Here is a 25,804-nt window from a genome sequence, read left to right on the forward strand (position 1 = left end):
ACCATCTTTACTCAACCTTCCTTGGCGGCCCTGCGCCAAAATCTCCATGCCTTGCGATATCGCTGGCGCGAACCACCACGAAAGCGCAAGTTTCAGTCCATGCCAAAGCTATCTTAGCGCCTATGCCCTCGTGGGGGAGATTGGCAGCTCCGCCACCTCCGCAGGAATCGGGTGGTACGCACCACTCATTCGCCCCACTTTGATCGCAAGCAAAGGAGGCATCCATGACCATCCATTCCCTAACCACCAAACGTGCAGCCCACTCGGCCGAAGCGCGCGTCGCAGCGCAGGACTGGAGTGCTTTGGTCGGCGACCTGAATAGCCATGGCAGCACCGTCATGCCGGCGCTGCTTTCACCCGAGGAGTGCGCCGAGATAGCCGCGCTCTATCCGCATGAAGAACATTTCCGCAGTCATGTGGTGATGGCACGCCACGGCTTCGGCAAGGGCGAGTATCGCTACTTCCGCTATCCGCTGCCGGACCTGGTCGGCGGCCTGCGCACCGCGCTCTACCCAAGGCTGGCCAGCGTCGCCAATGACTGGAACGAGCGCATGGGCGTGGCGCAGCGCTATCCAGCCGACCACGCCGCCTTCCTCGAGCTTTGTCACAAGCAGGGTCAGACACGGCCGACGCCGCTTCTCCTGCAATATGGCCCCGGCGACTTCAACTGCCTGCACCAGGACCTCCATGGCGATCTTGCTTTTCCGCTGCAGGTGGCGATCCTCTTGTCGCAGCCGGGTGAGGATTTCGCCGGCGGCGAGTTCGTGCTGACCGAACAGCGCCCGCGCATGCAAAGCCGTGCCGAAGTGGTGCCGCTGACCCAAGGCGACGCGGTGATTTTTGCGGTCCACAATCGCCCGGTGCAGGGCACGAAAGGGCATTACCGCGTCAATCTCCGGCACGGCGTCAGCCGCCTGCGTTCAGGCAAGCGGCATACGGTGGGGATCATTTTCCACGATGCGAAGTAGCGGCGCCTTATCCTTCCAAATGGAGGGTGCAGTTCAGTTGCACTCTGCGCAGGATTCCTTGCACTCGGTGTCCGTCTTGCAGTCGCAACTTTCGCAAAAGGCACCGGTGCTGATCTGGATGGTAGGCTGGATGGGCTGCGACGGCTCGACCCTTTCTCCCTGTTGGGCTTTGTAAAGCGTCAGCGTTCCCGTCCGGCTGAGCTCGAACGGGCTCGCCCATGCTGACACGAAGACGGTGCTGCGGCCGGCCTCGGCGGCTATCTGTTTCAGCCCGTCGATGTAGCTTGAGTCGGCCCGGAACGGCAGGATGACGAAGCGCACATCCTGTTCGGCGAGCAGCTTCTGGACTCCTGAAAACAGCGTTTGCTCGAAGGAGCCCTGGAAGGCGAGGGCCTCGGGGCAGGCGTCGGATCGCTTGGCGCCAGCCGCTTCGAGCTTTTGCGTCAGGGCGCCGTAGGCAAGCTTGAGCGGTGAGGGCGTCTGTTCGAAGCCGAGCAGGCAGAAGGCCGCGTCCTTGGCACCATCTGCTTTGATCGCATCGCTGATCTTGCTGACGAAGGTCTCGGCATCGACGCCGACGATTGAGATCGCCACTTCGGCGAGGGGGGAGGCGGCTTCGATCAGGCTGGTGCTGGCAATCACCGTCGGCACGCCCATGTCCCTCGCCTTCTTAAGCACCTCGACATAGGCCAGGTCGCCGCCGTAGACCTGCAGCACGATGCCCGAGCCGCCTTTGGAGATGAATGACTCGATTGCGGCGATGCCCTCCGGTGGCCCGGGGAGGGCGCTCACAACATTGCAGGCGATCTTCAATTCCTCGGCAACGGCCTCGCAGCCGGCGCGGAAGCGCTCCGCCAGCACCGGTGAGGACGAGGTGACCAGCACCAGATACTGGCGTTTGTCCTGCGCCAGGCCCGGCTGGCACAGGAAAAGCATCAGCACCATCCATGCGAGCAGCGTCGCCATCGGTCTCATTGTGGAGTCTCCTCGCATTTCAGCTCTTCCGGGCTGGCTGGCGATGTGTCCCGTTTCTGGCACGCTTTGAACAGCAGCGTGCGTACATTGGCGATTGAGTCGCGGCCCTCGAGAATGCGGATTTCGTGGAAGTAGCGCGTGTACTGGCGCTGGAAGTCGTCCATCTGCTGGTAGAAATAACCGCATACCTCGGCCGGGTCGCACTCGCCGCGCAGCACGCAGCGCGCGACCGAGTCGTAGTAGCGCGTCACCGTGTCCACGTCCTTCATCAACGAGATATCGGCCAGCACAAACTCAGCCGATTTCTCGAAGATGATCTTGCTCGCGGGATCGCTGCAGCGATACTTGCGCAAGATCTCCCGCTGTTCTGGTTGGCGCCAGAAGGCCGCCGTTCGTTCGATCGCCGCCGCCACCGCTTCCGGTGCCGCCGCGCCGCCTACCGCGTCGTCGAAGGCGGCGATGTACTGGCCGGCATTGCGTTTCTTCACCGTGTCGCTCGGCTCTATGCCGAACATCTCGTAGAAACTGTTGAAGCCCCAGCCATGCAGTATGTCGGGGCGGACGAAGAACGTAACGGCAAAGGCGGGGATGGCAACCATCATGAGGATCACGCCACTCCACATCAGAACGGAAGCGGCCCAGTGGATCCCTATGGCATATGTCAGGCGATCGAAAAGAAAGAGCGCGACCATGAGGACGAGCAGGATCGGAATGCCCACCAAAGCGATCCTGGCGTCGAGGAAGGCGGCGGCGAAGGCGATGACTGCGGCGATGGTGCAGGCGAGTAGCGCATAGCGCAGGGCCGGCACATCTTCGATTGCCTGCCACACCCAATTTCTGAACCTAGCCCAGAGGGTTTGACTAGCCGGTGCTACACCGCCGCCTGCAATCTCGTCGGCCATCCAGCTCCTCATGTTGACAATCGAAGGCAGTTGACGATTTCAGGGCTTCGGAGGCGACGCGCTGTCGGGCTGCCAACCGAACAGTTCGTAGAAGCTGTTGAGGCCCCAGCCATGAAGGATGTCGGTCCGCACGAAGAAGGTGAGCGCAAACAGTGCCGTCGCGAAAATCAGCAGCAGCACCGAAAACCAGACCAGTGCGGACATTGCCCAGCGCAGTCCGGGTGCGCTCTTTGCCAGGCGCGCAAACACCACGAGGATGATCATGAACACGAACAAGATCGGAATGCCAACCAGCGCGATGCGGAGGTCGAGGAAGGACGCTACGATCGCGATGACGGCGGCGATGCCGCCGACACCCAACGCATAGCGCACGGCCGGTACAGCCTTGATAGCTTCCTGCAGGAATCCGTATATGCCTCCCGCCAGACCATGCGCAGGTGCCTGATTCCCACCTTGACCCTGTTCGGACATGATGCCCCCGCAAGCATTGCGCCCAGTATAATGGCAGTGTCGCAAGGAATTGACGCAAGGTCAATCTGGGTGGGCGCAATCATCGCTGCTCCTGCTTGTGCTACGCAGCAGACAGTACTTTTCGGCTGTGAGTTGACAGGTGTCGACCTGCCCTTGTGGAACAGTTCGTTCTACGCGGACAATTTGCCCGCTTCCCTCATTGCCCTCATTCGGGTAAGCGCTCGGGCAACTCCCGCCAATTCAGCGCATTGACCCGGACTCCTCCATGATCCGTCTCGAAAATATCGGCAAGCAGAACGGCCGCCAGCTTGTCTTCATCGAGGCCTCGGCCTCGCTACAGAAGGGCGAGAAGGTCGGCCTTGTCGGCCCGAACGGCGCCGGCAAGACGACGCTGTTTCGCATGATTACCGGCCAGGAGCAGCCTGATGAGGGCCAGGTCCAGGTCGATCGCGGCGTCACCATCGGCTATTTCAGCCAGGATGTCGGCGACATGGCCGGCCACAGTGCTGTGGCCGAAGTGATGAACGGCGCCGGGCCGGTCAGCGACGTGGCGGCCGAAATGGCAGAACTCGAGGCGGCCATGGCCGATCCCGACCAGGCCGACCGGATGGACGAGATCATCGAGAAATATGGCGAGGCGCAGCACCGTTTCGAGGAACTCGACGGCTATGCGCTGGATGGCCGCGCCCGCGAAGTGCTCGACGGCCTCGGCTTTTCCCAGGAAATGATGGACGGCGATGTCGGCAAGCTGTCCGGCGGCTGGAAGATGCGCGTCGCGCTGGCCCGCATCCTGTTGATGCGGCCCGACGTGATGCTGCTCGACGAGCCGTCGAACCATCTCGATCTCGAAAGCCTGATCTGGCTGGAGCAGTTCCTGAAGGGTTATGAGGGCGCGCTGCTGATGACCTCGCACGACCGCGAGTTCATGAACCGCATCGTCAACAAGGTGGTCGAGATCGACGCCGGTTCGCTCACCGCCTATTCCGGCAATTACGAATTCTACCAGCAGCAGCGGGCGATCGCCGACAAGCAGCAGCAGGCGCAGTTCGAGCGCCAGCAGGTCATGCTGGCCAAGGAGATCGCTTTTATCGAGCGCTTCAAGGCGCGGGCGTCACACGCCGCCCAGGTGCAGAGCCGGGTGAAGAAGCTCGACAAGATCGATCGTGTCGAGCCGCCCAAGCGCCGTCAGATCGTGAATTTCGATTTTCAGCCGGCGCCGCGCTGCGGCGAGGATGTCGTGACGCTGAAGAACGTCCACAAGGGCTATGGCAGCCGCTCGATCTATGAGGGGCTGGATTTCCAGGTCCGCCGCCGCGAGCGCTGGTGCATCATGGGCGTCAACGGCGCCGGCAAGTCGACGCTGCTGAAGCTGGTTGCCGGCGCGTCTGACCCGGATGCCGGCACAGTTGCTCGGGGGCCGAGTGTGAAAATGGGCTATTTCGCCCAGCACGCCATGGAGGTGCTGGAGGGCGAACGCACCGTGTTCCAGACGCTGGAGGACGCGTTTCCGCAAGCCGGCCAGGCGCCGCTCAGGGCACTCGCCGGCTGCTTCGGCTTTTCCGGCGACGAGATCGAGAAGAAATGCCGGGTGCTGTCGGGCGGCGAAAAGGCGCGCCTGGTAATGGCGCTGATGCTGTTCGACCCGCCCAACCTGCTGGTGCTGGACGAGCCGACCAACCATTTGGACATCGCCACAAAGGAGATGCTGATCACGGCGCTATCGCAATACGAAGGCACCATGCTGTTCGTCTCGCACGACCGCCATTTCCTGGCCGCACTCTCCAACCGCGTGCTGGAACTGACGCCAGAAGGCATCCACACCTATGGCGGCGGCTATACCGAATATGTGGAGAGGACCGGGCACGAGGCGCCGGGGCTGCGGATCTGACGCAGGTCCTGCGTCCGCATTTGCGTCCAGCAAAGCCAGGATTTGTCAGCTCGCCGCCAGCCATTTGCGCGACTGCGCGAAGGCCTTGAAGGCTTTGGCATCCATCGGGTAGCCGAACAGGAAGCCTTGCAGGATGTCGCAGCCAAGCTCTTTCAGGATGCGCGCGTGCTCCATCGTCTCGACGCCCTCGGCGATCACTTCGATCCCGAGCGACTTGCCGATGTCGATGATGGACGACACAAGCTGCCGCTGTGCGGTTGAGCTGGTGATGGGGGTGACCAGTTGGCGGTCGATCTTGAGGCGACGGGGCCGCAACTTCAACAGCGAGACGATCGAGGCATGCCCGGTGCCGAAATCGTCGATCTCGACGTCGATGCCAAGCCCCTTGATGTGTTCGATGTTCCAGCTGACCAGCTCGTCGTTTTCGTCGAGGAAAATCGACTCCACCAGTTCGAACGACACGGTCCCTTCCTTGATGGGAAGCTTGCGCAAACCCTTGATCAGGTCCCTGTCTTCCAGGCGCCGTGCGGAAACGTTGACCGAGACGCGCGGGATGTTGAGGTGGCTGCGCGACCAACGCTCGAAATTATCGAGCGCCTGCTCCAGGACGGTGCGGTCGATAAGCGCCACGACATTGAGTTCTTCAGCCACCTTGATGTAGGCGTCGGGGGTCAGCATGCCGCGTTGCGGGTGATCCCAACGCGACAGCGCCTCGACGCCGACGATCTCCAGCGTCTTGGCGTCGAACTGCGGCTGATAGTAGACGATGAATTCGTTCCGCTCGAGCCCGCCCAGAATCTCGTCGGCGGTCTGCTTGGTCCGCACGATCTCGCTCTGCAGCTCTTCGTTGAAAAACTCGTAGCGGTTGCGGCCGCGGCCTTTCGCCCGGTACAGCGCTAGATCGGCATTGACAAGCAACTGCCTTGCATCGACGCCGCTATTGGCCGCAATGCCGATGCTGACGCCGAACCGGCACTGGTGACCCAGATAGTCGACCGGCTGGCGCATCGCATCGATAATGTGGTCGGCCAGCGCGGCGAGTTCCTTGTCGTCGCGTCCATGGCTCAGCACGACAAACTCGTCGCCGCCGATGCGCGCAACGAAATCGGCACTGCCGACGCTGGCCTTGATGACTTTCGAAGCATGCACCAGCAATGCATCGCCCGCTGCATGGCCGAGCGTGTCGTTGATCTGCTTGAACCGGTCAAGGTCGAGATGCAGCAACGCCGCGCGGCCGTCGGCTTCGCGGTTTTCGGCAAGCATCTCGTCCAGATACCGACGGTTGGGCAGACCGGTCAGCGAATCATGCATCGCGACATGCTCGATGCGGGCTTTGGCCAGGTTCAGTTCGGCATTTTTCGATTCTGAAAGGCGACGTTCACGCACGAGATTCTCGTTGAGCAGCACGTCGCCTGTCACATCCCATTCGGCGCCGATCATTTTTGGCGTGCCGTCGATGTCCCGGAAGAAACTGGCGCGGGTGCGCACATGGCGAATGGTGCCGTCCGGCCGCAGGAGCCGATACTGCGAAGAGTAGGGGCCTTGTGTTGCAACAGCCGAATCGAAATCTGCTTTAGCCCGTTCGAAGTCTTCGGGATGAATCGCCAAGGCCCAGTCGTCATAGCTACGGGACTTGCCGCCGCCGGGTTTGCCATAGATTTCGTTGATGCGGTCGTCCCATACGAGTTCGTTGCTGACGGTATCGTGCTCCCACACGCCTATAGCAGAGGCTTCCAACGCCAACTCCAGCCGCCGGGACAGGCGCCTCAACTCGGCGTCACTTTTCTGCCGCTCACCGAAAAGACGTCCTGCCACGAGGATCGGCAGCACCACCAGCGCGCCGGCAAGCGCCATGAGCAGACGCAACAGCCACTCATTTTTCGGAGCGGTCGGCCAGCCGCCCTTCGGTATGGCTGAAATTTGCCAGGAGCCTGAAGGCAATTGCACCTCTGCCATCACCGGATTGCCGGACACGACATTATCGCCGCCGAAGAACAGTTCCCCGCCGCCGCCGAGCGCATCCTTGCCGATAAGCGCCACATCGATATCCAGATCAGGGTCGGTCAGTCCGCTGGCAGCGTAGAGCCGATCGACATCGATCACGGCCGAGACGATACCCCAGAAACGGTCGCCGCCACCCGCCGTCGGCACGAAGACCGGGATACGGCCGATGAAGCCACGTCCGCCTTGCGCCAGTTTGACCGGCCCGGCGAGCACCAGCGCGCGCTGGTCACGGGCGCGAAGCGCGGCCATGCGTTGCGTATCGCTCTTGCGGTAGTCCAGCCCGATGGCTTTTTCATTGCCTTCCAGCGGATATATCAGCGCGATGACGAGGTCGGGGGCGCCGGCAATATCGCGCAACTGCGATTTTTGCTCGAACAAATTACGGGCGAGTGCCGCAAATCTTTGCTGGCCCATATAGGGCTCGGTAACGATTGTCGAAACGAGACCCTGAACCAGCTGGAGATTGCCGCCTATGTTGCCTTCGAGCTTGGCGCGTATGATGTTGACCTTGGCCAGGACGTCGGCGCGCGCCAGCTGATCGGAGACCTCTCTGTTCCTCTGGTCGGCAACCAGGGCGCAGACGAGAAGCACGACAAAGGCAATCGCCGCCGGCAAGTTGGCGGAAGAAAAAACGGCCCGTTTCAACCGGCCGGAATTGAGCATTGCACCTGCCAACTCGATCCGAAGACCTTTCCAGGACAGTAGTCCTTCGGTCGACCATAGTAGCTAAAGCTTAAGTTTGAGCTTCGAGACGAATCCGAGAACAAACGGTAAGCTTTTGGCTGCCAGGGTCCAGCCGAAATCTGAATGAGTGTCCGAAAGTAGGACGCCAGGTTGCAGCGTTCTGCAACCCAGCGGCGGAGTCATATTCGCCTCAGATTGCAACAAGCCGCTTGATCTTGCCGCGCGGGCCCTTGCGGGAGGCTTACTTCCCAGCCATTTGATCGGCCAGCGCCTGCGCCTGGGCGAGCAGCGCCGGGAAAGCCGGGTCAGCCGGCAGGCGCTGCGCCATGCAGGCCCGGTAGTCGCTGTCGCCCTTGTCCCAGGCGGCGTTGGAGGACTCGAACGCTTTTTCGTCCTTCAGGTCCGACGCCTGGTAGGCCTCCTGGAATTTCTGCGCGGCGGCGTCCGCAGCAGCCCACACGGGGTCGCAGGCGGCGATCTTCGGAACTGCAGGGGCTGCCGGCGCTGCGATAATTCTCACGCTGTTGCCTTTGACGAGCGTAACGATGACTTCCTGCTCATAGATCGGCCCGACGTCCTGCGTCCAGCCGCCGAGCCGTGCGAAGGCGATGTCGGCGCCTTCTGGTTTCTTCAATGGAAAGTCGAGCGTTCCCTCGAAGGCGGCGTCGCTGTTGATCGCCTGGGTATAGAAGGCATCGAGCTTAAGCGCCTCATCGATGCCGGCGGGCAGTTTGAAACTCTCGTCGGTCTCGGCGGTTCTGGACTGGAGCCAGCGCTCCAGCAGCCCTCGCGTCGTTGCCACCAGGCTAGGCCCGTCGTCGTCCTTGGTGTATCGCAGTCCATCGAGCATGCCATAGCCGATATCGGAGTCGCTGAGGCTTTCGATATTGATTGTGCCGGTTGGGGGAAAGTCCTTGACCGCCAACGGACCGATGATGCCGGCAAGACGCTGCTGGAGGTCGGCCAGCGCCTTCTCGTTCTCAGCGTCGATGGTCTCGATTGCCGCGTTCGCACTGTTCAGCGCCGCGATATCAGCAATCGCCTTGTCACGCGCGGCCACATAGTCGTCCTCCGGCGAGGCCGTGAAAGCCACGCTGCTCACCAGCGCAAACAGAAACGTCCAGACCCACCGCATGATATAAACCCTGCTCTACGTTCGATTCCAAGGATACATGACAACATTGGGCTGAAAAAAGACGGCGTTGGAGCTGCAGATCTCCCCACATGAGGGGGAGATGGCCGGCAGGCCAAAGGGGGTCGCCGCGCGTGAAGCGCTGACTCCTTTTGCAGCGCGAGACGACGTTAGCGCTTCACGCGCAACGACCCCCTCTGTCGCCTTCGGCGACATCTCCCTCTCGAGGGGGGAGATTGGCGCCTACATCACCCTTTGCGCTTCTCCACCTCCGCCTTCCTCAGCAAAAACCGCTGAATCTTGCCGCTCGGCGTCTTCGGCAGCTCGGTGACGAATTCGACCTCGCGCGGGTAGGCGTGCGCCGACAGCCGTTTCTTGACGTGCTGGGCAAGCTCTTCGGCGAGGTCGGGGTTGCCCTTGTAAGCCGGCACCAGCACGACGAAGGCCTTGACGATCTCTGTGCGCTGCGGATCGGGTACGCCGACCACGGCCGCCTCGTTGACCGCCGGATGCTCGATCAGCGCGCTTTCGACGTCGAACGGGCCGATGCGGTAGCCGGCCGAAGTGATGACATCGTCGGCGCGGCCGATGAAGGAGACCGAACCGTCCGGCTCGTACTCCACCGTGTCGCCCGTGCGGTAGTAGCCGCCCCTGATCGCCGGCGTCTCGGCTTGGTGATAGCCGTCGAACCAGCGCAGCGGCGACTTCGCGATGTCGACGGCGAGGATGCCGGGCTGGTTGGGGCCGAGCTCGTTGCCGGCCTCGTCCAGTACCACCATGCGATATCCGGGCATGGCGAAGCCGGCCGAGCCCGCGCGAACGACATGCGAGAGCCCATGATGGTTGTTGACCATCATGCCGTTCTCGGTCTGGCCGTAATGGTCGTGAATGGGCGCGGCGAGATTTGCGTCGAACCAGCGGATGACTTCCGGGTTGAGCGGCTCGCCGGCGCTGCTCACCACGCGCAGTCTGCCTTTGACGCGGGCCGCAGCTTCCGCGCCTTCCGCCATCAGCAGGCGATAGGCGGTCGGCGAGCCGGCAAGGCTGGTGACGCCGAGCCGCTCGATGATGTCGTAAGTGCTCTTGGCGTTGAAGGCGCCTTCATGGAAGGTCGTGGCGATGCCGAGCTGCAACGGGCCGGTGATGGCGTAATAGAGGCCGTAGGCCCAGCCGGGGTCGGCGATGTTCCAGAAGATGTCGTCGGGCAGCAAGCCGATCGCGTCACGCATATAGGCGCCGAAGGCGAGCAGGGCGCGGAGCGGCACCGGCACGCCCTTGGGCAGGCCGGTCGTTCCCGACGTCGACATCATCATGAACAAGTCGTCGCCCTTGCGCATCACCGGCTGGCAGTCGGGCGAGGCGGCGGCAAGCGCGGCGCGGAAATCGATGTCGCCTGCAGGCAGCACATCGCCATTGCCAAGAATGGTGGCGATTTGCGCTGATGTCTCGACCTCGTCGAGCTTACCGCGATCGGCCGGGTTGGTCACCACGATCCTGGCGCCGCTATAGCCGAGGCGGTGCTCGATGGCTTTCGGACCGAAGGCGGTGAACAGCGGCTGGTAGACCGCGCCGATGCGCCACGTCCCGAGGATCAGCGCCACCAGTTCGGGGACGCGCGGCAGCATGCCGGCGACGACATCGCCGGCACCGACGCCGGCGGCCTTGAGCACATTGGCGGCGCGCCCCGACATGTCGGCGAGATCGTCGAAGCTGAATTCGCGAAGCTCGCCGCCGGCCGAGATCGCGCGCAGCGCCAGCCGGTCTTCTCCGGTGTAGCGGCCGCAGCATTCGACATAGGCATTGAGGCCGGTTCCAGGGTTGCCATACAACCGCGCGATCTCATCTTCGATGCGAAAGCGCTGAACGGCATCCTCATAACGCGGCATTTTGCTCATGGCGATCCTCCCTAGGCGGCGCCCATCTCCCCTTGGAGCGCCTTATCGGTGAGATTGCCTGAAATTGCTGCGCTGGTCGATTACGGCGATAGTCGGGGGATGCGAAGGATCGCAGCGCAGCGACAATCCGCGCCGAGCCACTGCTGTTGACCGAACCGTCCATCCGGCCGATAGCACCGCCAGAATTGCCCCGAGGCCCCAATGACCCCAGACTCAACTTTCGATGACGCGGCCATCGCCGACGAAGGACGCGATGCCGACACCGCCTGGCAAAACGACATCCGCGCGGGCGTGCGCCACGTCCGCGATCTCGCCTCGCTGCCGCTGTCACCCGCCGAGCGCGCGGCGGCGCAGGAGGCGGCCGTACACCACAAGGTGCGTGCCCCCAAAACCTATCTCGACCTGATCGACTGGAACGATCCCGCCGACCCGATCCGCGCGCAAATCATTCCATCGCCGGATGAGCTGACGGAAACGGAAGGCGAGCTCGACGATCCGATCGCCGACCATGCCTTCAGTCCGGTGCCGCGACTGACGCACCGCCACGCCGACCGCGTGCTGTTGTTTGCGACCTACCAATGCGCGGTCTATTGCCGCTTCTGCTTCCGCAAGGAGTCTCTGACCTCGATCGGCCGCGGCTATACGCGCGAGGCGCTCGAAGACGCCTTTGCCTATATCGAAGCCCATACCGAAATCCGCGAAGTGATCCTGACCGGCGGCGATCCGCTTTCGCTGCCCGACAAGGCGCTGGCTGAAATCCGCGCCCGCATCGAGGCGATCGCGCATGTCAGGCTGCTGCGTATCCACACGCGCGTGCCTGTCGTGCTGCCGGCGCGCATCACGTCGGGGCTGGTTGGCGCCTTGCAGGGCCGGCTGATGGTCACAATCGTCACCCATTTCAACCATGCGCGGGAGATCACGCCGGCCACCGAATTGGCCTGTCGCGTCATGCGCCAGGCAGGCTTCGTGCTGCTCAACCAGAGTGTCCTGCTCAAGGGCGTCAACGATACGGTCGAGGTGCTGGAGGAACTCTGCCGCGAACTGATGTACCGGCTCGGCGTCAAACCCTATTACCTGCACCATGGCGACCTCGCGCGCGGCATGGCGCACAGGCGCACCACGATTGCGCAGGGACAGGCGCTGGCCGGCGCGCTGCGCGCCCGCCTGTCGGGCATCTGCAATCCGATCTATGTGCTGGACCTGCCGGAAGGCGGCGGCAAGGTGCCGCTCGGGCCATGCCATGTCGAGGGACGGGAAGGGCAGGACTGGCGCATCCGCGGCCAGGATGGCGAGGTGAGGGTATATCGGGAGGTGGTGGTGTAGGCACGGCGCAGCGGCGCCAATGACCGCCCCACATTGTCGATCAGAACGACCGATCGCACCAAACTATCGCCACGACGCGTTCGCCTGCATTCCGTATGTTGACATAAAGATATCCTTATGTGATGGTTGTCGCCTCAAGGATAAAAAATGTCGCAGAATTCTGCATCGCTGGACGCATTGTTCGGCCCCGTCGCGGCCAGACCCGATGGGTCCGAAGTGCTTGCGGCGCTGACGGCAGCGGCACGCGAGCGCATCCTCATCCTCGACGGCGCCATGGGCACGCAGATCCAGGGTCTCGGTTTCGACGAGGAGCATTTCCGTGGCGAGGCTTTTGCCGGCTGCGCCTGCCACCAGCAGGGCAACAACGACCTCTTGATCCTGACGCAGCCGAAGGCGATCGAGGAGATACATTATCAATACGCCATCGCTGGCGCCGATATCCTCGAGACCAACACCTTCTCCTCGACCTCGATCGCCCAGGCCGATTACGGCATGGAGGATGCCGTCTACGCGCTGAACCGCGACGGCGCGCGGCTGGTGCGGCGCGCCGCCATTCGCGCCGAGCAGGAAGACGGCAAGCGGCGCTTCGTCGCCGGCGCGCTCGGGCCAACCAACCGCACCGCCTCGATGTCGCCCGACGTCAACAATCCCGGCTATCGCGCCGTGACCTTCGATGAATTGCGCCTGGCCTATGGCGAGCAGCTGCGCGGCCTGATCGCCGGCGGCGCCGACATCATTCTCATTGAAACCATCTTCGACACGCTGAACGCCAAGGCGGCAATCTTCGCCTGCAACGAGATCTTCGAGAAAGAGGTGCACCTGCCGGTGATGATTTCCGGCACCATCACCGATCTCTCCGGCCGCACCCTGTCGGGCCAGACGCCGACCGCCTTCTGGCATTCGGTGCGCCATGCGAGCCCCTTCACCATCGGCCTCAACTGCGCGCTCGGCGCCAATGCGATGCGCGCGCATCTGGCCGAAATTTCAGGCGCCGCCGACACCTTCGTCTGCGCCTATCCGAATGCCGGCCTGCCCAATGAATTCGGCCGCTATGACGAGAGCCCGGACTTCATGGCCGCGCAGATCGAGGATTTTGCGCGGGAAGGGCTCGTCAACGTCGTCGGCGGCTGCTGTGGCTCGACGCCGGACCACATCCGCGCCATCGCCGAGGCTGTCAAGAAATATCCGCCACGCGCCATCCCCGAGATCGAGCGCAAGATGCGCCTGTCCGGGCTGGAGCCGTTCACGCTGACTGATGAGATTCCCTTCGTCAATGTCGGCGAACGCACCAACGTCACCGGCTCGGCCAGGTTCCGAAAGCTGATCACGGCGGGCGACTATGTTCCGGCGCTCGACGTGGCGCGCGACCAGGTCGCCAATGGCGCACAGATCATCGACATCAACATGGATGAAGGCCTGATCGATTCGAAAAAGGCGATGGTCGAGTTCCTCAATTTGATCGCCGCCGAACCCGACATCGCCCGTGTTCCGGTGATGGTGGACTCCTCGAAATGGGAGATCATCGAGGCCGGGCTGAAATGCGTGCAGGGCAAGCCACTGGTCAACTCCATCTCGATGAAGGAAGGCGAGGAAGCCTTTCTGCATCATGCGAAGCTGGTGCGCGCCTACGGCGCGGCGGTGGTCGTCATGGCCTTCGACGAGGCCGGCCAGGCCGACACCAAGGCGCGCAAGGTCGAGATCTGCACCCGCGCCTACAAGCTGCTCACCGAACAGGCGGGTTTCCCGCCCGAAGACATCGTCTTCGACCCCAATGTCTTCGCGGTCGCCACCGGCATAGAGGAGCACGACAATTACGGCGTCGACTTCATCGAGGCCGCCGGCGAGATCACCGCCACGCTGCCGCATGTGCATATCTCGGGCGGCGTCTCGAACCTGTCCTTCTCGTTTCGCGGCAACGAGCCCGTGCGCGAGGCGATGCACGCCGTGTTCCTCTACCACGCCATCCAGCGCGGCATGGATATGGGCATCGTCAATGCCGGCCAGCTCGCCGTCTACGACACGATCGAGCCGGAGCTGCGCGAAGCGTGCCAGGACGTCGTGCTCAACCGCGCGCCCAGGGCCGGCGGCACCGCCACCGAACGCATGCTGGAGATCGCCGAGCGTTTCAAGGGCACGGCCGGCAAGGACGCCAGGGAGCGCGATCTCGCCTGGCGCGACTGGACAGTCGAGCAGCGGATTTCCCATGCGCTGGTCAACGGCATCACCGAATTCATCGACGCCGACACCGAAGAGGCGCGGCTTGCGGCCGAGCGGCCTCTGCATGTCATCGAAGGCCCGCTGATGGCCGGCATGAATGTCGTCGGCGATCTGTTCGGCGCGGGAAAGATGTTTCTGCCGCAAGTGGTGAAGTCGGCGCGCGTGATGAAGCAGGCGGTGGCCGGATTGCTGCCGCACATGGAGGCCGAAAAACTGGCCAACGCCGCCAATGGCATCGACAATGGCGAGCGCCAGACAGCCGGCAAAATCCTGATGGCGACTGTAAAGGGCGATGTCCACGACATCGGCAAGAACATCGTCGGCGTCGTTCTGGCCTGCAACAATTACGAGATCATCGATCTCGGCGTCATGGTGCCGGCGGCGAAGATCCTGCAGACGGCTCGCGAGCAAAATGTCGACATCATCGGCCTGTCCGGCCTGATCACCCCGTCGCTGGACGAGATGGTGCACATGGCCGCCGAGATGGAGCGTGAAGGGTTTGACATTCCGCTGCTGATCGGCGGCGCCACGACCAGCCGCGTGCACACGGCGGTGAAGATCCACCCGCGCTATTCCAAGGGACAGACGGTCTATGTCAATGACGCCAGTCGCGCCGTCGGCGTCGTGTCATCCTTGCTGTCGAACGAGACCAAGGGCGGCTACGTCGACACAGTGCGGGCCGAGTACAAAAAGGTCGCCGACGCGCATGCCCGCTCCGAGGCCGACAAGCAGCGGCTGCCGCTGGCCAAGGCCAGGGCCAATGCGCACAAGGTCGACTGGTCGACCTATGAGCCGCCGAAGCCGTCCTTCACCGGCGTCAAGGTTTTCGGCAACTGGGACCTGACGGAGCTCGCGCGCTACATCGACTGGACGCCGTTCTTCCAGACCTGGGAGTTGAAGGGGCGTTACCCCAAGATCCTTGAGGACGAGAAGCAGGGACCCGCCGCGCGCCAGCTGTTCGAGGATGCGCAGGCGATGCTGGAGAAAATCATCGCCGAAAAATGGTTCGCGCCGCGCGCCGTCATCGGCTTCTGGCCGGCGAACGCCGTCGGCGACGACATCAGGCTGTTCACGGATGAGGCACGCTCGCAGGAACTGGCAACCTTCTTCACGCTGCGCCAGCAACTGACCAAGCGCGACGGCAAGGCCAATGTCGCGCTGTCGGATTTCGTCGCGCCGGCCGACAGCGGCAAGCCGGACTATATCGGCGGCTTCATCGTCACCGCGGGGATCGAGGAGGTGGCGATCGCCGAGCGCTTCGAGCGCGCCAATGACGATTATTCCTCGATCATGGTCAAGGCGCTGGCCGACCGTTTCGCCGAAGCTTTCGCCGAGCGCATGCACGAGAAGGTGCGCAAGGAATTCTGGGGTTACGCCGCCGACGAGACGCTGGCGCCCGACGAACTGGTCGGCGAGCCCTATCGCGGCATCCGCCCGGCGCCCGGCTATCCCGCGCAGCCCGATCATACCGAGAAGGCGACCTTGTTCCGGCTGCTCGACGGCGAGCGCAATGTCGGCGTCAGCCTGACCGAGAGCTATGCGATGTGGCCGGGCTCCTCGGTCTCCGGCATCTATCTCGCCCATCCCGAAAGCTATTATTTCGGCGTCGCCAAAGTCGAGCGCGACCAGGTCGAGGACTATGCCCGCCGCAAAGCCATGCCGCAGGCCGATGTCGAGCGCTGGCTCGGCCCGATCCTCAACTATGTCCCTCAGCACTATGCCGAGGCGGCGGAATAGCGGCTGCGACGTGGCCCAATGGCTGCTCGACCGCTCCCTTGATTTTTCACCGTCGAAAAAAATCGCGCCGCACCCGGTTCTCGGCGAGCTGGCGGTTGTCGGTAGGTCAGACTTAGGTCCCTCGCGCCTGCTTTTCTGGAACAAGCCGTGATGTCCCGCATTTTATTGGCAGGGACACAAGGAGTGTCGAGTGAAAGCGATTTTGGGACTGGTCGGCGGCTTCGTGCTGACCCTTGCGGTGTTCGGCAGCGGGCTGGTTTTCGCAGCCTGGCTGCTTGCCGCCAAGCCTGTGCGGGAGGCAAGGCCCACCGTCAGCGTGGCGGAACTGTGGACCCGGAAAGCGCGGCCGGTGGACAAGACGGCGCAGGACTTCGAACGTGTGCCGCCCGAGCAGCCCGCGCCTGCCGACATCGCAGCCAAGGAGCCAGCCCAGGACCCGGCCAGGCAGCAGCCCGATCCCACAGTCACCGGCGCCATCGCGCGGACCGAACTGCCGCCGCCGCATCTCGCCTGGTGCGCCAGCCGATACCGCTCCTACGATCCCGACGACAACAGCTACATGTCCTATAGCGGACAGCAGCGCACCTGCGTATCGCCCTATCTCGCCGCCGACCGCGTCGCGCCGCGAGAGGCAAGCTACGTCGAGGGCGCGGGCGCCTACGCGGCTGCCGGCGGCGAACCGGACCATGTCGCCTCCTGCTTCAGCCGCTATCGCTCCTACCGTCCGGAAGACAACAGCTACCAGCCATATTCCGGCGGGCCGAGACGGCAATGCGAATAGCCAGCGCGAAGGGCGCCGCGAACGATTGCGACCGCGCGATTTCTGGGGTCGTTCGGATCGTCCTCAAAGCCCAGGGGAGGAACCACCATGGAAGACGACCGGCATCACAAGATACAGCAGCGCGCCTACCAGATCTGGGAGCGCGAAGGCACTGGCGACCCCGAGCATCACTGGCACCGGGCCGAGGCCGAGATCGACCGCGAAGCCGCCCTGCCGCTGACCGCAGACGACGCCCTGCCGCGCGAGATCGCCAGCACCGACGTCCTGACCGTCGAGGAACTCGCCGTGCGCACCGGCATATCGGGCGACGAGGCACAGGAGCTGATTGACCGGCTTGGTACGGACAGGGCGGCGGTTGAGCAGGCTGCGCGGGGGGCAAGGGGAGGCGGCGGGTGAAATTCTGATGAGGAAGAGCGAGACGATCTAGAAACTGCAACACGCAAAATACCACCTTTTTTCACACAAGAAGGACGAAGAGACCGGCAAGCGGCGGAATCACGGCACGTTTGGACAACTGTGAGGTGCGGAAAGCACGAGCGCCAGGCGCAGTATTTTACGATGCATTGGGAACGGGATATTCGGGGCAATCAGTGCAAAGGACTGACAAGGAACTCTAAAACCCTGCTTTGATCGATTATTAGCGTGTATTTGTTCGGCGGTAGCGGCTTTACGGAATCATCGAGTGAGGCTATCATATTCATGGGGATGGTGACCGGAGGGCAGGGCTTCGGCACGGATGTCCTGGGTTCTTGGCTCATCTTACAACTACTTAGGAATGCCCCACCGGCTTAGGACGAGCGCTTAATGAATTTGATTGCGCGACGCGATCTTGGCCGACAATTGATCCAAACTCCTTCAGAAGTTGATGCGCAACTTCTGAAGCTACTCAACTCCAAAGGCGCAGATCCTGACTTTTGGTCCTCAAAAGAGCGGGACCGAAGTGACAGTGCCCATTGCATATTCCAGTATCCCGCGATGATGGTGCCGATCGTCCAGCGCAGGCTACTCGGAGCGGTTCTAGAGGCACGTCCCGACATCCAGTCTGTCTATGATCCGTTCCTCGGATCTGGCACATCGCTCGTAAGCGGTATGCATTTTGGGCTGAATGTATATGGGAACGACATCAACCCGCTTGCCGTCCTTATCAGTCGAGTTCGAACCGCACGGTCAGTGGAGTTCACGATCGGCGCGATTAGTGAGGTAGTCGCAAAGAGGGCTGAGGCGGATCGCCGCGAGACCATCGAGACGTCGATGCCTAACCGCGAGAAATGGTTTCAGGCTGACGTCGCCATCGAACTGTCTAGGATAAGGCGAGCGATCCAAAAGTGTGAGAGCCTCTGGGTCCGGCGCTTCCTGTGGGTGACGCTGGCCGAAACCATCAGATTGACGAGTAATGATCGGACGTCCACATACAAGCTTCACGCCCGACCGGCAGCTGAGACCGCAAAGCGGAAGCTGTCGCCAATCGCTGTTTTCCGCGGTTTGGCGCGCGAAAATGCTGCGAGCTTCTCCACATTTCGACGGAAGCTTGCTGAGGCGAAACAGATCAAATCAAGCAAGTATGTTGCCAAGACTGACGTGCGCATCGGAGACACACGGAGGGTTGTCGACTACTGGGGCCATGCGGCCCCTTTCGACCTCCTCATGACGTCACCGCCTTATGGCGATAACCTGACAACTGTGACCTATGGTCAGCATTCCTATCTGCCGCTGCATTGGATCGACTTCAAGGATATTGATCCGGCTGCGGATAGCGCAGCCCTTCGAACCACGCAAGAGATCGACCGCCGTAGCCTTGGAGGTGTTTCGAGCGACGGCGCCTGGACCGAAGAAGCGCTGCTTGCGGCCTCGCCGCGGTTGAAGCGCTTTGCCGATGAGCTGCCAGCCAAGCCTGAGGACGGGCGGAGTCGGCTACTAAGATTTTATCGAGATTTCGGTGCGAGCCTCGACAGCATCACCGGCGTGATGAAGCCTGACAGCTACATGATTTGGACGGTTGGCAACCGAAATATTGCCGGCCAGCAGGTTCCCACAGACTTAGTGCTCGGCGACTTGGTCGAGGGACTAAACTGTAAGGTGATCACGACGCTCACCCGGCGCATTCACCACAAGCGAATGCCGGATCGGAATGCGAGCTCTGCGACCATGCGAGAAGAGAAAATACTGCTAGTCCGGAAGTGCGAGGCGTAGCCAGCATGGCCGGTCCACATTTCGACATTAGCGCTGCCGTGGTCCGGCAACTCGGAGACGAGTTGGTGTCCGACGAAGTTACAGCGATCGTCGAGTTAGTCAAAAACGCCTATGATGCAGACGCCGACTACGCCCATGTTGTGGTCAACACGACTGATCCGCCCCCCGGTGCAGAGAGCAAATTTCCTGGTGCTGTCGGCTACATAACCATCGATGACGATGGCATGGGGATGGACCAGATCGAGATTGAGCGTGGCTGGCTGATGATATCGCTTTCAGGAAAGCGGGTCATGAAGGCCGCAGGCCTCACCACCCCGAAGGGCCGAACGCCGCTAGGGGACAAGGGGTTGGGGCGTCTAAGCACGCAAAAGCTAGGCCAGAATCTCGAACTCTACACTCGTAAGGATGGCAACCCAGACACTCTTCACGTCGCCTTTGCGTGGAACGCATTTACAGACGACAAGAGCCTCAGCGAGGTTCCGGTTTCGATCGAGACAGCAGGCAAGCAGAGCCGGAAGAAGGGCACCATGCTCGCCATCTCCGGGCTACGAAATGCGGACGTTTGGCGCGGTACCGCAGTGGTGAAGCTGATTGCTGATCTATCACAAATCATATCCCCGTTCGTAGAAGCTCGCCCTTTCTTGGTGACTCTGCGGATCGATGGGCGGCCGATCGATCTGGGTCAGGTCTCAGCAAAGGTCCGGGGCGCAGCGGTCGGAAAGTTCGTTATCGACTACTCCGACCTCCAGTTGAATCTCACCGGCAAATTTCGACTTATTAAACTCCGGGGCAATCAGGATTCAGAATCGTTCGAACAACTTTTAGCCCGAGACAATGGGAAAGCCTTTTTCGATTACCTGAAAAAGCGAAAATCGACCGTGGAATTTAAATACAGTGAAGATCCGAACTACTTTATGGAATTTAATTACCGACTTTCGCTGTCGGCACTCGGCAACATTGAGACTCTGCAAAGTGCGGCCGGTGGCTCCCGCACGGTCATTGCAGACCCCGGGCCCTTCCACGCGGAAATAGATGAGTTTCTACTGCGTGGTGACGAGGTAGGCGCTAAGCTTGGAGGGTTGGCGAACACGACGGAAGTCCGAGAAATCGTTCAACTCCATGCAGGCATAAAAGTGTTTCGCGATGGCTTCGCGATCAAGCCCTATGGGCTGAACGGCGAAGACTGGCTGCGACTGAGCGCACAGCAGACCAGCGCGACATCGTACTACGGATTGAGACCGCAGAATGTTATCGGCTTTGTTTCAATCAGCGAAGCCGCAAACGGGAACCTAAAGGAAAAGACAGATCGAGAGGGCTTCGTCTCTAACCCCTATTCCCAAAATTTTCGGCGCCTCATGATTCACGCCGCCGAGACAATCGGTAGCTTTTACGAATGGACCAGGCGGAACTTCAATACATACAAGGCCGACCTTCCTACCCGATCCAAACCCTTCGAAGGCAGTCGCAAGGCAATAACAGATGCCGAAGACGTAGCGCGCCGCTTGGCGACTTATAGCCGGGCCGCGAAGTCACTCGAAGCCAGCACCGCCGCCGCACGGAAAAAAATCGCCACTGTCACTGCCGGAATTCAGCAGACGCCTGTCTTGTCGAGTGCCGCGGAGCGACAGTTGGCCGAATTGCTTACCGAAGCGAACCAAGCGCTTGAGGCATCTCAGGCTCTATTTACGGAACTCAGCAGGTACGCCGCTGAGGCTAAGGAACTCGCAGATATCGTCGTCAGCCTATCGCCGAGGCTGGACGTATTGACCGATCAACTTCGAGATTTCTCGGAGTTGGCGGGCCTAGGATTGCTGGCTGAGGCACTCTCTCACGAGGTTCAAAACCAGACGGACCGCTTGATGCAAAAGGCGTCCAGCGCAGTTGCGCGGGCGCGAAAAACGGTGCCTCAAAATCTTGACCTGTTGGTGCTTGGCCAGGAAGTCACCTCCGCGGCGTCCGCGTTGCGCCGGCAGATAGGCCACCTTTCATCGTCCCTTCGTTACCAGCGGGACAAGATCGAGACCTTCCGGATGTCGAAGCTCGTCAACGAAATCAGCGAACACTTCAGAGATAGATGGGTTGACGACAGCATCCAAACAGAGACGCGGTCTGATAGTGTTGATTTTTCAGTGAAGACGAACAAAGGTCGCTTGACGCAAGTCATCGATAATATCCTCCTGAACTCGGAATATTGGCTCAAGCAGGCTCAATCGCGGGACAAGGAGTTCAAACCCAAATTGACTATCTCGTATGCGCCCCCTCGCTTGCGTATTTGGGACAATGCTGGGGGCGTCGATCCTGTGGTAGAAGACGCTCTCTTCGAACCCTTCGTCACCCTGAAGCCCAAGGAAGAGGGTAGAGGGCTCGGCCTATTCATCAGCGCACAGATCTTAGAGTCACTAGGTTGTACCGTCTCGCTTCTTAGTGAGCGCAATGAACACCACCGCAGATACATTTTTGAACTAGATCTGTCAGGGATAGTCGATGGTCAGTAAACCCAAGCCTTTAAAAGTTGACACCGCAAAACCGTTGGCCGTTGTGGAGCCCGCCGCACTGGCAACTGCGTCGCCAGAGCTTGATGGCAATGCGGGTGTCAACGAGCCCGACAAAGCACCTTCGGATAAAAGCAGCGCCATGCTTGCTCAGCTTTTCGAGCGGCTGAAGATCGTCAAGATAGTTTTCGTCGACGACAAGGCTGAGCTTCAGGTCGACGTCGGGGCTATCGTCAAGGTCTTGGCGGCAAAGCCTACCGCTAATGACGTACTCGCTCCGTTCTTTCCAGGCGTTATACTAGCGCTCGACAACGAAGCCCTTCAGGAACAGGTCGATGCTCGCCTAGGCGCACTCAATGCTGAGGGACTTAAGGCCCTCCGCGGTGTATTGGCTACCCAGACTGAGGATGCCGCCGAGCGAGAGGCGTTGGGACGCCTACAAGTCTTACTGCCCAAAACCGCTACGGCGAATTTGCTGACCCCGCATTTGTGGCACGAACGACGAGCCGAGTTGATTGCGGAGTGTTCTGACGACCGTCGAACACTATTTCTTTTCGATCAGGAACTGGAAGTCGATGATGTAAACCTCGGATTCGCCAAGGGCTCCGACATCATCAGGGACATGGCTGAAAAGGAAAAGTCAGGCTTTGGCACCCGGTGGTTTTGTGGGATGCTCACTCACACAGTAGCTATGGGTGAAGAAGTGGCTTCATGGCGGCGATTGGAAAAGGAAGAAAGGATAGATTTGCGGTTCTTCATGCCAATCGCTAAGGCCACTCTTGACGATGCTCCAGCATTCTACGCTGCAGTCTACCGGACGCTTATAAATACCTATTGTGAGACAATGAAGAGTTTGGCGTCGTCGGCCTTCGCCACGGCGCTAAAGGACGCACTTGAGCGCTTTTACGACCTCGATCCGCTCGACTTCGAACACATGGTGGTAAAATCCTCGGAGGTCGAAGGCGTCTCAGAGTTAGATACCTTGATACGGCTTTATGGGATCATTCAGAAGGATCAAGTCAAAGTCCATATTCTTCAGCAAGCCGCAGTAGGAGATTTTTCTCTTGCGGCTCGGACGGTCAAGGAAATCGCTGACATTAGTAGAGAGCTTTCAACAAGTGCTCAGGAGCGTCTCCACAAACTCCGCTGGGAAGAGCTTTATGAAAGCGAACAGTTGATCAACGGATACAATGACCCACTTCGCAACGGTGACATCTTTGAAGTCGGCGAAGGCGAAGGGATGAAGCTTTGGGTTCTTATTGCGCAGCCTTGTGATCTTATGGTCCGCAGCAATGGAGAGCGTGTACGGGAAGAGAATTTCAAAGTCGCGGTTCTGGCGCCTCTTCGCACAAGACCGTTGGGTTCTGAGACGGTCCCAAAAGATAGTTTGAGTTTTTCGCTGGACCACTACGATCACAATGGCGCGCAGCCCGCTGTGGTTCAGCTGGCCGATGCCACGCCGGCGAATCTTCACGTTCTCGATCTCGCTGTCTTGAATAAGGATGGCCGTTGCCAATTGAGCGCTGCACCAGACCCGGCTCTTAGCCTTCCCAGCAAGGCTTGGGAAAATCGAGATGGGAAGCTAAGAATCCACTTCTCCAAGATAACCAGACAGATTGAGGATGCTCGCACCGCTCATAAAGACGTAGTCGCAACGTTGTTGGCGGCCGCCGTTATACCAAGAGGGTCGCCAAAGAAGGCATTTGCGAAATACGGATCCTACGACAATGGCGGCTTCGCATATCCTCTCCGACGGTGCGGGCGCATTCGCGATCCGCTGGCAGCTTCCTTACTCACCGCATACAGTCGCTTCTTGGCTAGGGATGCCTACGAACACGATTACTCGAAAGCCTGATTGGTCTTCAGTTGCCAACCTCTTGCGGGGCGGTAACGCTCGCACTAGGTGGCGGCACCCGCTAAGATGTGGCACGCACTGCCCGCGAATCCACCCCTCCCGTTAACCTTTCATTAACCATACCACGGCTAGCGTTTACCTCTCAGTAAGGAATCGCCCGCTGTGACCTTTGCCGCTCCCCTCGAGGCCAAATCCATTCGCTTTCGCGCCCGCTCCTTCGTGGCTTTCACGCTGACGCCGGAGGCGCCTTTGGATGTTTGGCTGGAGAGCCTCGATCGCTGGGTCGGCAATTCGCCGGGCTATTTTGCCGGGCGCCCGGTGGTGCTCGATCTCAACGTGCTGAAGCCCGATGTCGTGGCCATCGAAGCGCTGGTCGATTTGCTCGGCCAGCGCGGCATCCGCATCTATGCCATCGAGCTTGATGGCGGCGCCGAGCTTGGCGCGCATCTGCCGCCGGTGCTGGTCGGCGCCAAGGAGGCGACCACCGACGGTCTGCTGCAGCCCAGCCGCAAGGCGGGCAGGGCGGAGGACGCCACTGCGGTGAGCGACATGAAGGCGGCCGGTGACATCAAGGCAGAGGCCGGCGATTTGAAGGCGGGCGATTTGAAACCGGCGAGCGATGCCAAGGCACAGCCGAAAGACGCCAAAATCGCCGCGCCGGACGCCGGCACGCTGATGATCCGCTCGCCGATCCGTTCAGGGCAGCTGATCTTCCATCCGCATGGCGATGTCATCGTGCTGGGCTCGGTCGCGTCCGGCTCCGAGATCGTCGCCACCGGCTCGATCCATGTCTATGGCACGCTGCGCGGCCGCGCTTCGGCAGGCGCTCAAGGCAACACGGCGGCGCGTGTCTTCTGCCGCAGGAACGAAGCCGAGCTTCTCTCGGTCGATGGCTGGTATTGCACGGCCGAGGAGATGGACCCGTCAGTCCGGGGCAAGCCTGTGCAGGCATTTCTCGACAACGGCATGCTGCGCATCGCCCCTTTCAGCTAATGCGTCTCGCCCGACAACGACATAACGAACAACAACGGAGGCTTTATTGATGGGCAAGGTAGTGGTGGTCACCTCGGGCAAGGGGGGCGTCGGCAAGACGACCTCTACCGCGGCTCTGGGGGCGGCGGTCGCCAAGACCGGCAAGAAGGTGGCGCTGGTCGATTTCGATGTCGGACTGCGCAACCTCGATTTGATCATGGGCGCCGAACGGCGCGTGGTGTTCGACCTCGTCAACGTCATCCAGGGCTCGGCAAAGCTGTCGCAGGCGCTGATCCGCGACAAGCGGGTCGAGACTTTGTTCCTGCTGCCGGCCTCGCAGACGCGCGACAAGGATGCGCTGACCGAGGAGGGCGTGGCCGAGGTCATCGGCAAGCTGCGGTCGGTGTTCGACTACGTCTTCTGCGACAGCCCGGCCGGCATCGAGCGAGGCGCGCAGCTCGCCATGCGCTTTGCCGACGAGGCGGTCATCGTCACCAATCCGGAAGTGTCGTCGGTGCGCGATTCCGACCGCATCATCGGCCTGCTCGATTCCCGCACCTTGCGGGCCGAGGAGGGCGAGCAGATCGCCAAGCATGTGCTGGTCACGCGCTACGATGCGGGACGCGCCGCGCGGGGCGAAATGCTGTCGATCGACGATGTGCTGGAGATCCTGTCGGTGCCGCTGCTCGGCATTATCCCTGAGAGCCAGGATGTGCTGCGCGCCTCCAACCTCGGTTCGCCGGTGACGCTGTCGGAGCCGCTCAATGCCGCTGCCAAGGCTTACATCGACGCGGCCAAGCGGCTCGAGGGCGAACAGCTGCCGGTCATCGTGCCCTTCGAACGCAAGGGCTTCCTCGATCGTCTTTTGGGAAGGAGGGCGGCATGAACCTGCTCGACATCTTCAAGCGGCGCACCAGCGCGCCGGTGGCGCGCGAACGGCTGCAAGTGCTTCTCGCCTATGAGCGCCGCAACCGCAGCCAGCCCGATCTCGTCTCCATCCTGCGCGAAGAGATCATGGCGGTGATCGCCAAGCATGTGCAGATCGACCAGGATTATCTGCAAGTCTCGATGGACCGCGGCGAGACCATGTCGACGCTGGAGATCGACATCCAGATCCCCAACAAGAGCGCAGTGCCGCTGGCCATGGCTGGGTGAGATTGAAGCTGCTGATCTCCCCCCTTGTGGGGGAGATGGCCGGCAGGCCAGAGGGGGGCACTGTCCCGCTGGCCTGTCAATTACATGTAGCAACGGCTTTGCCGAAGATCTGGATTCGCTGAGAGGTAGCGATCCTTCGCGCCCCCCTCTGTCCTGCCGGACA

At 61.2% G+C, this 25,804-nt stretch carries 18 protein-coding genes; 12 read left to right on the top strand and 6 right to left on the bottom strand.

Annotation, left to right across the window (positions count from 1 at the left end; all coding sequences use genetic code 11):
• Positions 1-224 precede the first annotated feature (224 nt).
• Positions 225-968, top strand: a complete 744-nt coding sequence (locus X756_RS148635; RefSeq protein ID WP_023730320.1) for a 2OG-Fe(II) oxygenase — start codon at positions 225-227, stop codon at positions 966-968.
• Between the two features lie 33 nt (positions 969-1,001).
• On the opposite strand, the gene X756_RS148630 is transcribed toward X756_RS148635, so the two are convergent.
• Genes X756_RS148630 through X756_RS0134640 form a run of 3 tightly spaced genes read right to left on the bottom strand, consistent with a single transcriptional unit; the run spans position 1,002 to position 3,316 of the window.
• The gene (locus X756_RS148630; protein WP_196813740.1) at positions 1,002-1,943 is read right to left on the bottom strand and encodes a sugar ABC transporter substrate-binding protein; all 942 of its coding nucleotides are present in this window, start codon (positions 1,941-1,943) and stop codon (positions 1,002-1,004) included.
• Entirely contained in the window at positions 1,940-2,845 is a 906-nt protein-coding gene (locus tag X756_RS1000000169390; RefSeq protein ID WP_198020033.1) for a hypothetical protein, read from the bottom strand. Before X756_RS1000000169390 ends, X756_RS148630 begins: the two co-directional genes overlap by 4 nt.
• 39 nt (positions 2,846-2,884) lie before the next feature.
• A complete protein-coding gene (locus tag X756_RS0134640) occupies positions 2,885-3,316 on the bottom strand; it encodes a hypothetical protein (RefSeq protein ID WP_031238765.1) in 432 nt (143 codons plus the stop codon).
• A 265-nt stretch (positions 3,317-3,581) separates the two neighbouring features.
• Between X756_RS0134640 and X756_RS148620 the strand changes: the two genes are divergently transcribed.
• On the top strand, positions 3,582-5,204 hold the full coding sequence (locus tag X756_RS148620; RefSeq protein ID WP_023730324.1) for an ABC-F family ATP-binding cassette domain-containing protein: 1,623 nt from the start codon (positions 3,582-3,584) through the stop codon (positions 5,202-5,204).
• Between the two features lie 45 nt (positions 5,205-5,249).
• On the opposite strand, the gene X756_RS148615 is transcribed toward X756_RS148620, so the two are convergent.
• From X756_RS148615 to X756_RS148605, 3 genes are all read right to left on the bottom strand, one after another.
• The gene (locus tag X756_RS148615; RefSeq protein WP_031238768.1) at positions 5,250-7,871 is read right to left on the bottom strand and encodes an EAL domain-containing protein; all 2,622 of its coding nucleotides are present in this window, start codon (positions 7,869-7,871) and stop codon (positions 5,250-5,252) included.
• Positions 7,872-8,133: 262 nt separating this feature from the next.
• Positions 8,134-9,027: a hypothetical protein gene (locus X756_RS148610; RefSeq protein ID WP_023730326.1), complete on the bottom strand. Its 894-nt coding sequence runs from the start codon at positions 9,025-9,027 to the stop codon at positions 8,134-8,136.
• Between the two features lie 245 nt (positions 9,028-9,272).
• The gene (locus X756_RS148605) at positions 9,273-10,919 is read right to left on the bottom strand and encodes an acyl-CoA synthetase (RefSeq protein WP_023730327.1); all 1,647 of its coding nucleotides are present in this window, start codon (positions 10,917-10,919) and stop codon (positions 9,273-9,275) included.
• A gap of 201 nt (positions 10,920-11,120) precedes the next feature.
• Between X756_RS148605 and X756_RS148600 the strand changes: the two genes are divergently transcribed.
• The 10 genes from X756_RS148600 to minE all read left to right on the top strand — a co-directional run bounded on the left by X756_RS148600 (position 11,121) and on the right by minE (position 25,641).
• Positions 11,121-12,242, top strand: a complete 1,122-nt coding sequence (locus X756_RS148600) for a KamA family radical SAM protein (protein WP_031238769.1) — start codon at positions 11,121-11,123, stop codon at positions 12,240-12,242.
• Positions 12,243-12,389: 147 nt separating this feature from the next.
• Positions 12,390-16,196: a methionine synthase gene (gene metH, locus X756_RS148595; protein ID WP_023730329.1), complete on the top strand. Its 3,807-nt coding sequence runs from the start codon at positions 12,390-12,392 to the stop codon at positions 16,194-16,196.
• 190 nt (positions 16,197-16,386) lie between these two features.
• On the top strand, positions 16,387-16,977 hold the full coding sequence (locus tag X756_RS148590; RefSeq protein WP_023730330.1) for a BA14K family protein: 591 nt from the start codon (positions 16,387-16,389) through the stop codon (positions 16,975-16,977).
• Positions 16,978-17,064: 87 nt separating this feature from the next.
• On the top strand, positions 17,065-17,373 hold the full coding sequence (locus X756_RS148585; protein WP_023730331.1) for a DUF2934 domain-containing protein: 309 nt from the start codon (positions 17,065-17,067) through the stop codon (positions 17,371-17,373).
• Between the two features lie 408 nt (positions 17,374-17,781).
• Positions 17,782-19,167, top strand: a complete 1,386-nt coding sequence (locus tag X756_RS148580; protein WP_156941387.1) for a hypothetical protein — start codon at positions 17,782-17,784, stop codon at positions 19,165-19,167.
• Between the two features lie 65 nt (positions 19,168-19,232).
• Positions 19,233-21,662, top strand: coding sequence for an ATP-binding protein (locus X756_RS148575; protein WP_198020034.1), 2,430 nt, complete (start codon positions 19,233-19,235; stop codon positions 21,660-21,662).
• Positions 21,652-23,514 carry a hypothetical protein gene (locus X756_RS148570; protein WP_031238773.1) on the top strand — a complete coding sequence of 621 codons (1,863 nt, stop codon included), beginning with the start codon at positions 21,652-21,654 and terminating at the stop codon, positions 23,512-23,514. Before X756_RS148575 ends, X756_RS148570 begins: the two co-directional genes overlap by 11 nt.
• Before the next feature lie 162 nt (positions 23,515-23,676).
• A complete protein-coding gene (minC, locus tag X756_RS148565) occupies positions 23,677-24,507 on the top strand; it encodes a septum site-determining protein MinC (protein ID WP_023730335.1) in 831 nt (276 codons plus the stop codon).
• A 49-nt stretch (positions 24,508-24,556) separates the two neighbouring features.
• On the top strand, positions 24,557-25,372 hold the full coding sequence (gene minD / locus X756_RS148560; RefSeq protein WP_023670342.1) for a septum site-determining protein MinD: 816 nt from the start codon (positions 24,557-24,559) through the stop codon (positions 25,370-25,372).
• Positions 25,369-25,641, top strand: a complete 273-nt coding sequence (gene minE, locus X756_RS148555) for a cell division topological specificity factor MinE (protein ID WP_023684809.1) — start codon at positions 25,369-25,371, stop codon at positions 25,639-25,641. The genes minD and minE overlap by 4 nt, the downstream gene beginning before the upstream one ends.
• Positions 25,642-25,804 lie beyond the last annotated feature (163 nt).

This window comes from Mesorhizobium sp. LNJC405B00, assembly GCF_000502615.1.
Taxonomy (GTDB): domain Bacteria; phylum Pseudomonadota; class Alphaproteobacteria; order Rhizobiales; family Rhizobiaceae; genus Mesorhizobium.

Bases quoted from the DNA above. Each gene is read 5' to 3' on its own strand.
- metH (WP_023730329.1), top strand. From the start codon at position 12,390: ATGTCGCAGAATTCTGCATCGCTGGACGCATTGTTCGGCCCCGTCGCG.
- X756_RS148610 (WP_023730326.1), bottom strand. From the start codon at position 9,027: ATGCGGTGGGTCTGGACGTTTCTGTTTGCGCTGGTGAGCAGCGTGGCT.
- X756_RS148580 (WP_156941387.1), top strand. From the start codon at position 17,782: ATGAATTTGATTGCGCGACGCGATCTTGGCCGACAATTGATCCAAACT.
- X756_RS148630 (WP_196813740.1), bottom strand. From the start codon at position 1,943: ATGAGACCGATGGCGACGCTGCTCGCATGGATGGTGCTGATGCTTTTC.
- minD (WP_023670342.1), top strand. From the start codon at position 24,557: ATGGGCAAGGTAGTGGTGGTCACCTCGGGCAAGGGGGGCGTCGGCAAG.
- X756_RS148635 (WP_023730320.1), top strand. From the start codon at position 225: ATGACCATCCATTCCCTAACCACCAAACGTGCAGCCCACTCGGCCGAA.
- X756_RS148570 (WP_031238773.1), top strand. From the start codon at position 21,652: ATGGTCAGTAAACCCAAGCCTTTAAAAGTTGACACCGCAAAACCGTTG.
- X756_RS148615 (WP_031238768.1), bottom strand. From the start codon at position 7,871: ATGCTCAATTCCGGCCGGTTGAAACGGGCCGTTTTTTCTTCCGCCAAC.
- X756_RS0134640 (WP_031238765.1), bottom strand. From the start codon at position 3,316: ATGTCCGAACAGGGTCAAGGTGGGAATCAGGCACCTGCGCATGGTCTG.
- minE (WP_023684809.1), top strand. From the start codon at position 25,369: ATGAACCTGCTCGACATCTTCAAGCGGCGCACCAGCGCGCCGGTGGCG.
- X756_RS148620 (WP_023730324.1), top strand. From the start codon at position 3,582: ATGATCCGTCTCGAAAATATCGGCAAGCAGAACGGCCGCCAGCTTGTC.
- X756_RS148600 (WP_031238769.1), top strand. From the start codon at position 11,121: ATGACCCCAGACTCAACTTTCGATGACGCGGCCATCGCCGACGAAGGA.
- X756_RS148605 (WP_023730327.1), bottom strand. From the start codon at position 10,919: ATGAGCAAAATGCCGCGTTATGAGGATGCCGTTCAGCGCTTTCGCATC.
- X756_RS1000000169390 (WP_198020033.1), bottom strand. From the start codon at position 2,845: ATGGCCGACGAGATTGCAGGCGGCGGTGTAGCACCGGCTAGTCAAACC.
- X756_RS148585 (WP_023730331.1), top strand. From the start codon at position 17,065: ATGGAAGACGACCGGCATCACAAGATACAGCAGCGCGCCTACCAGATC.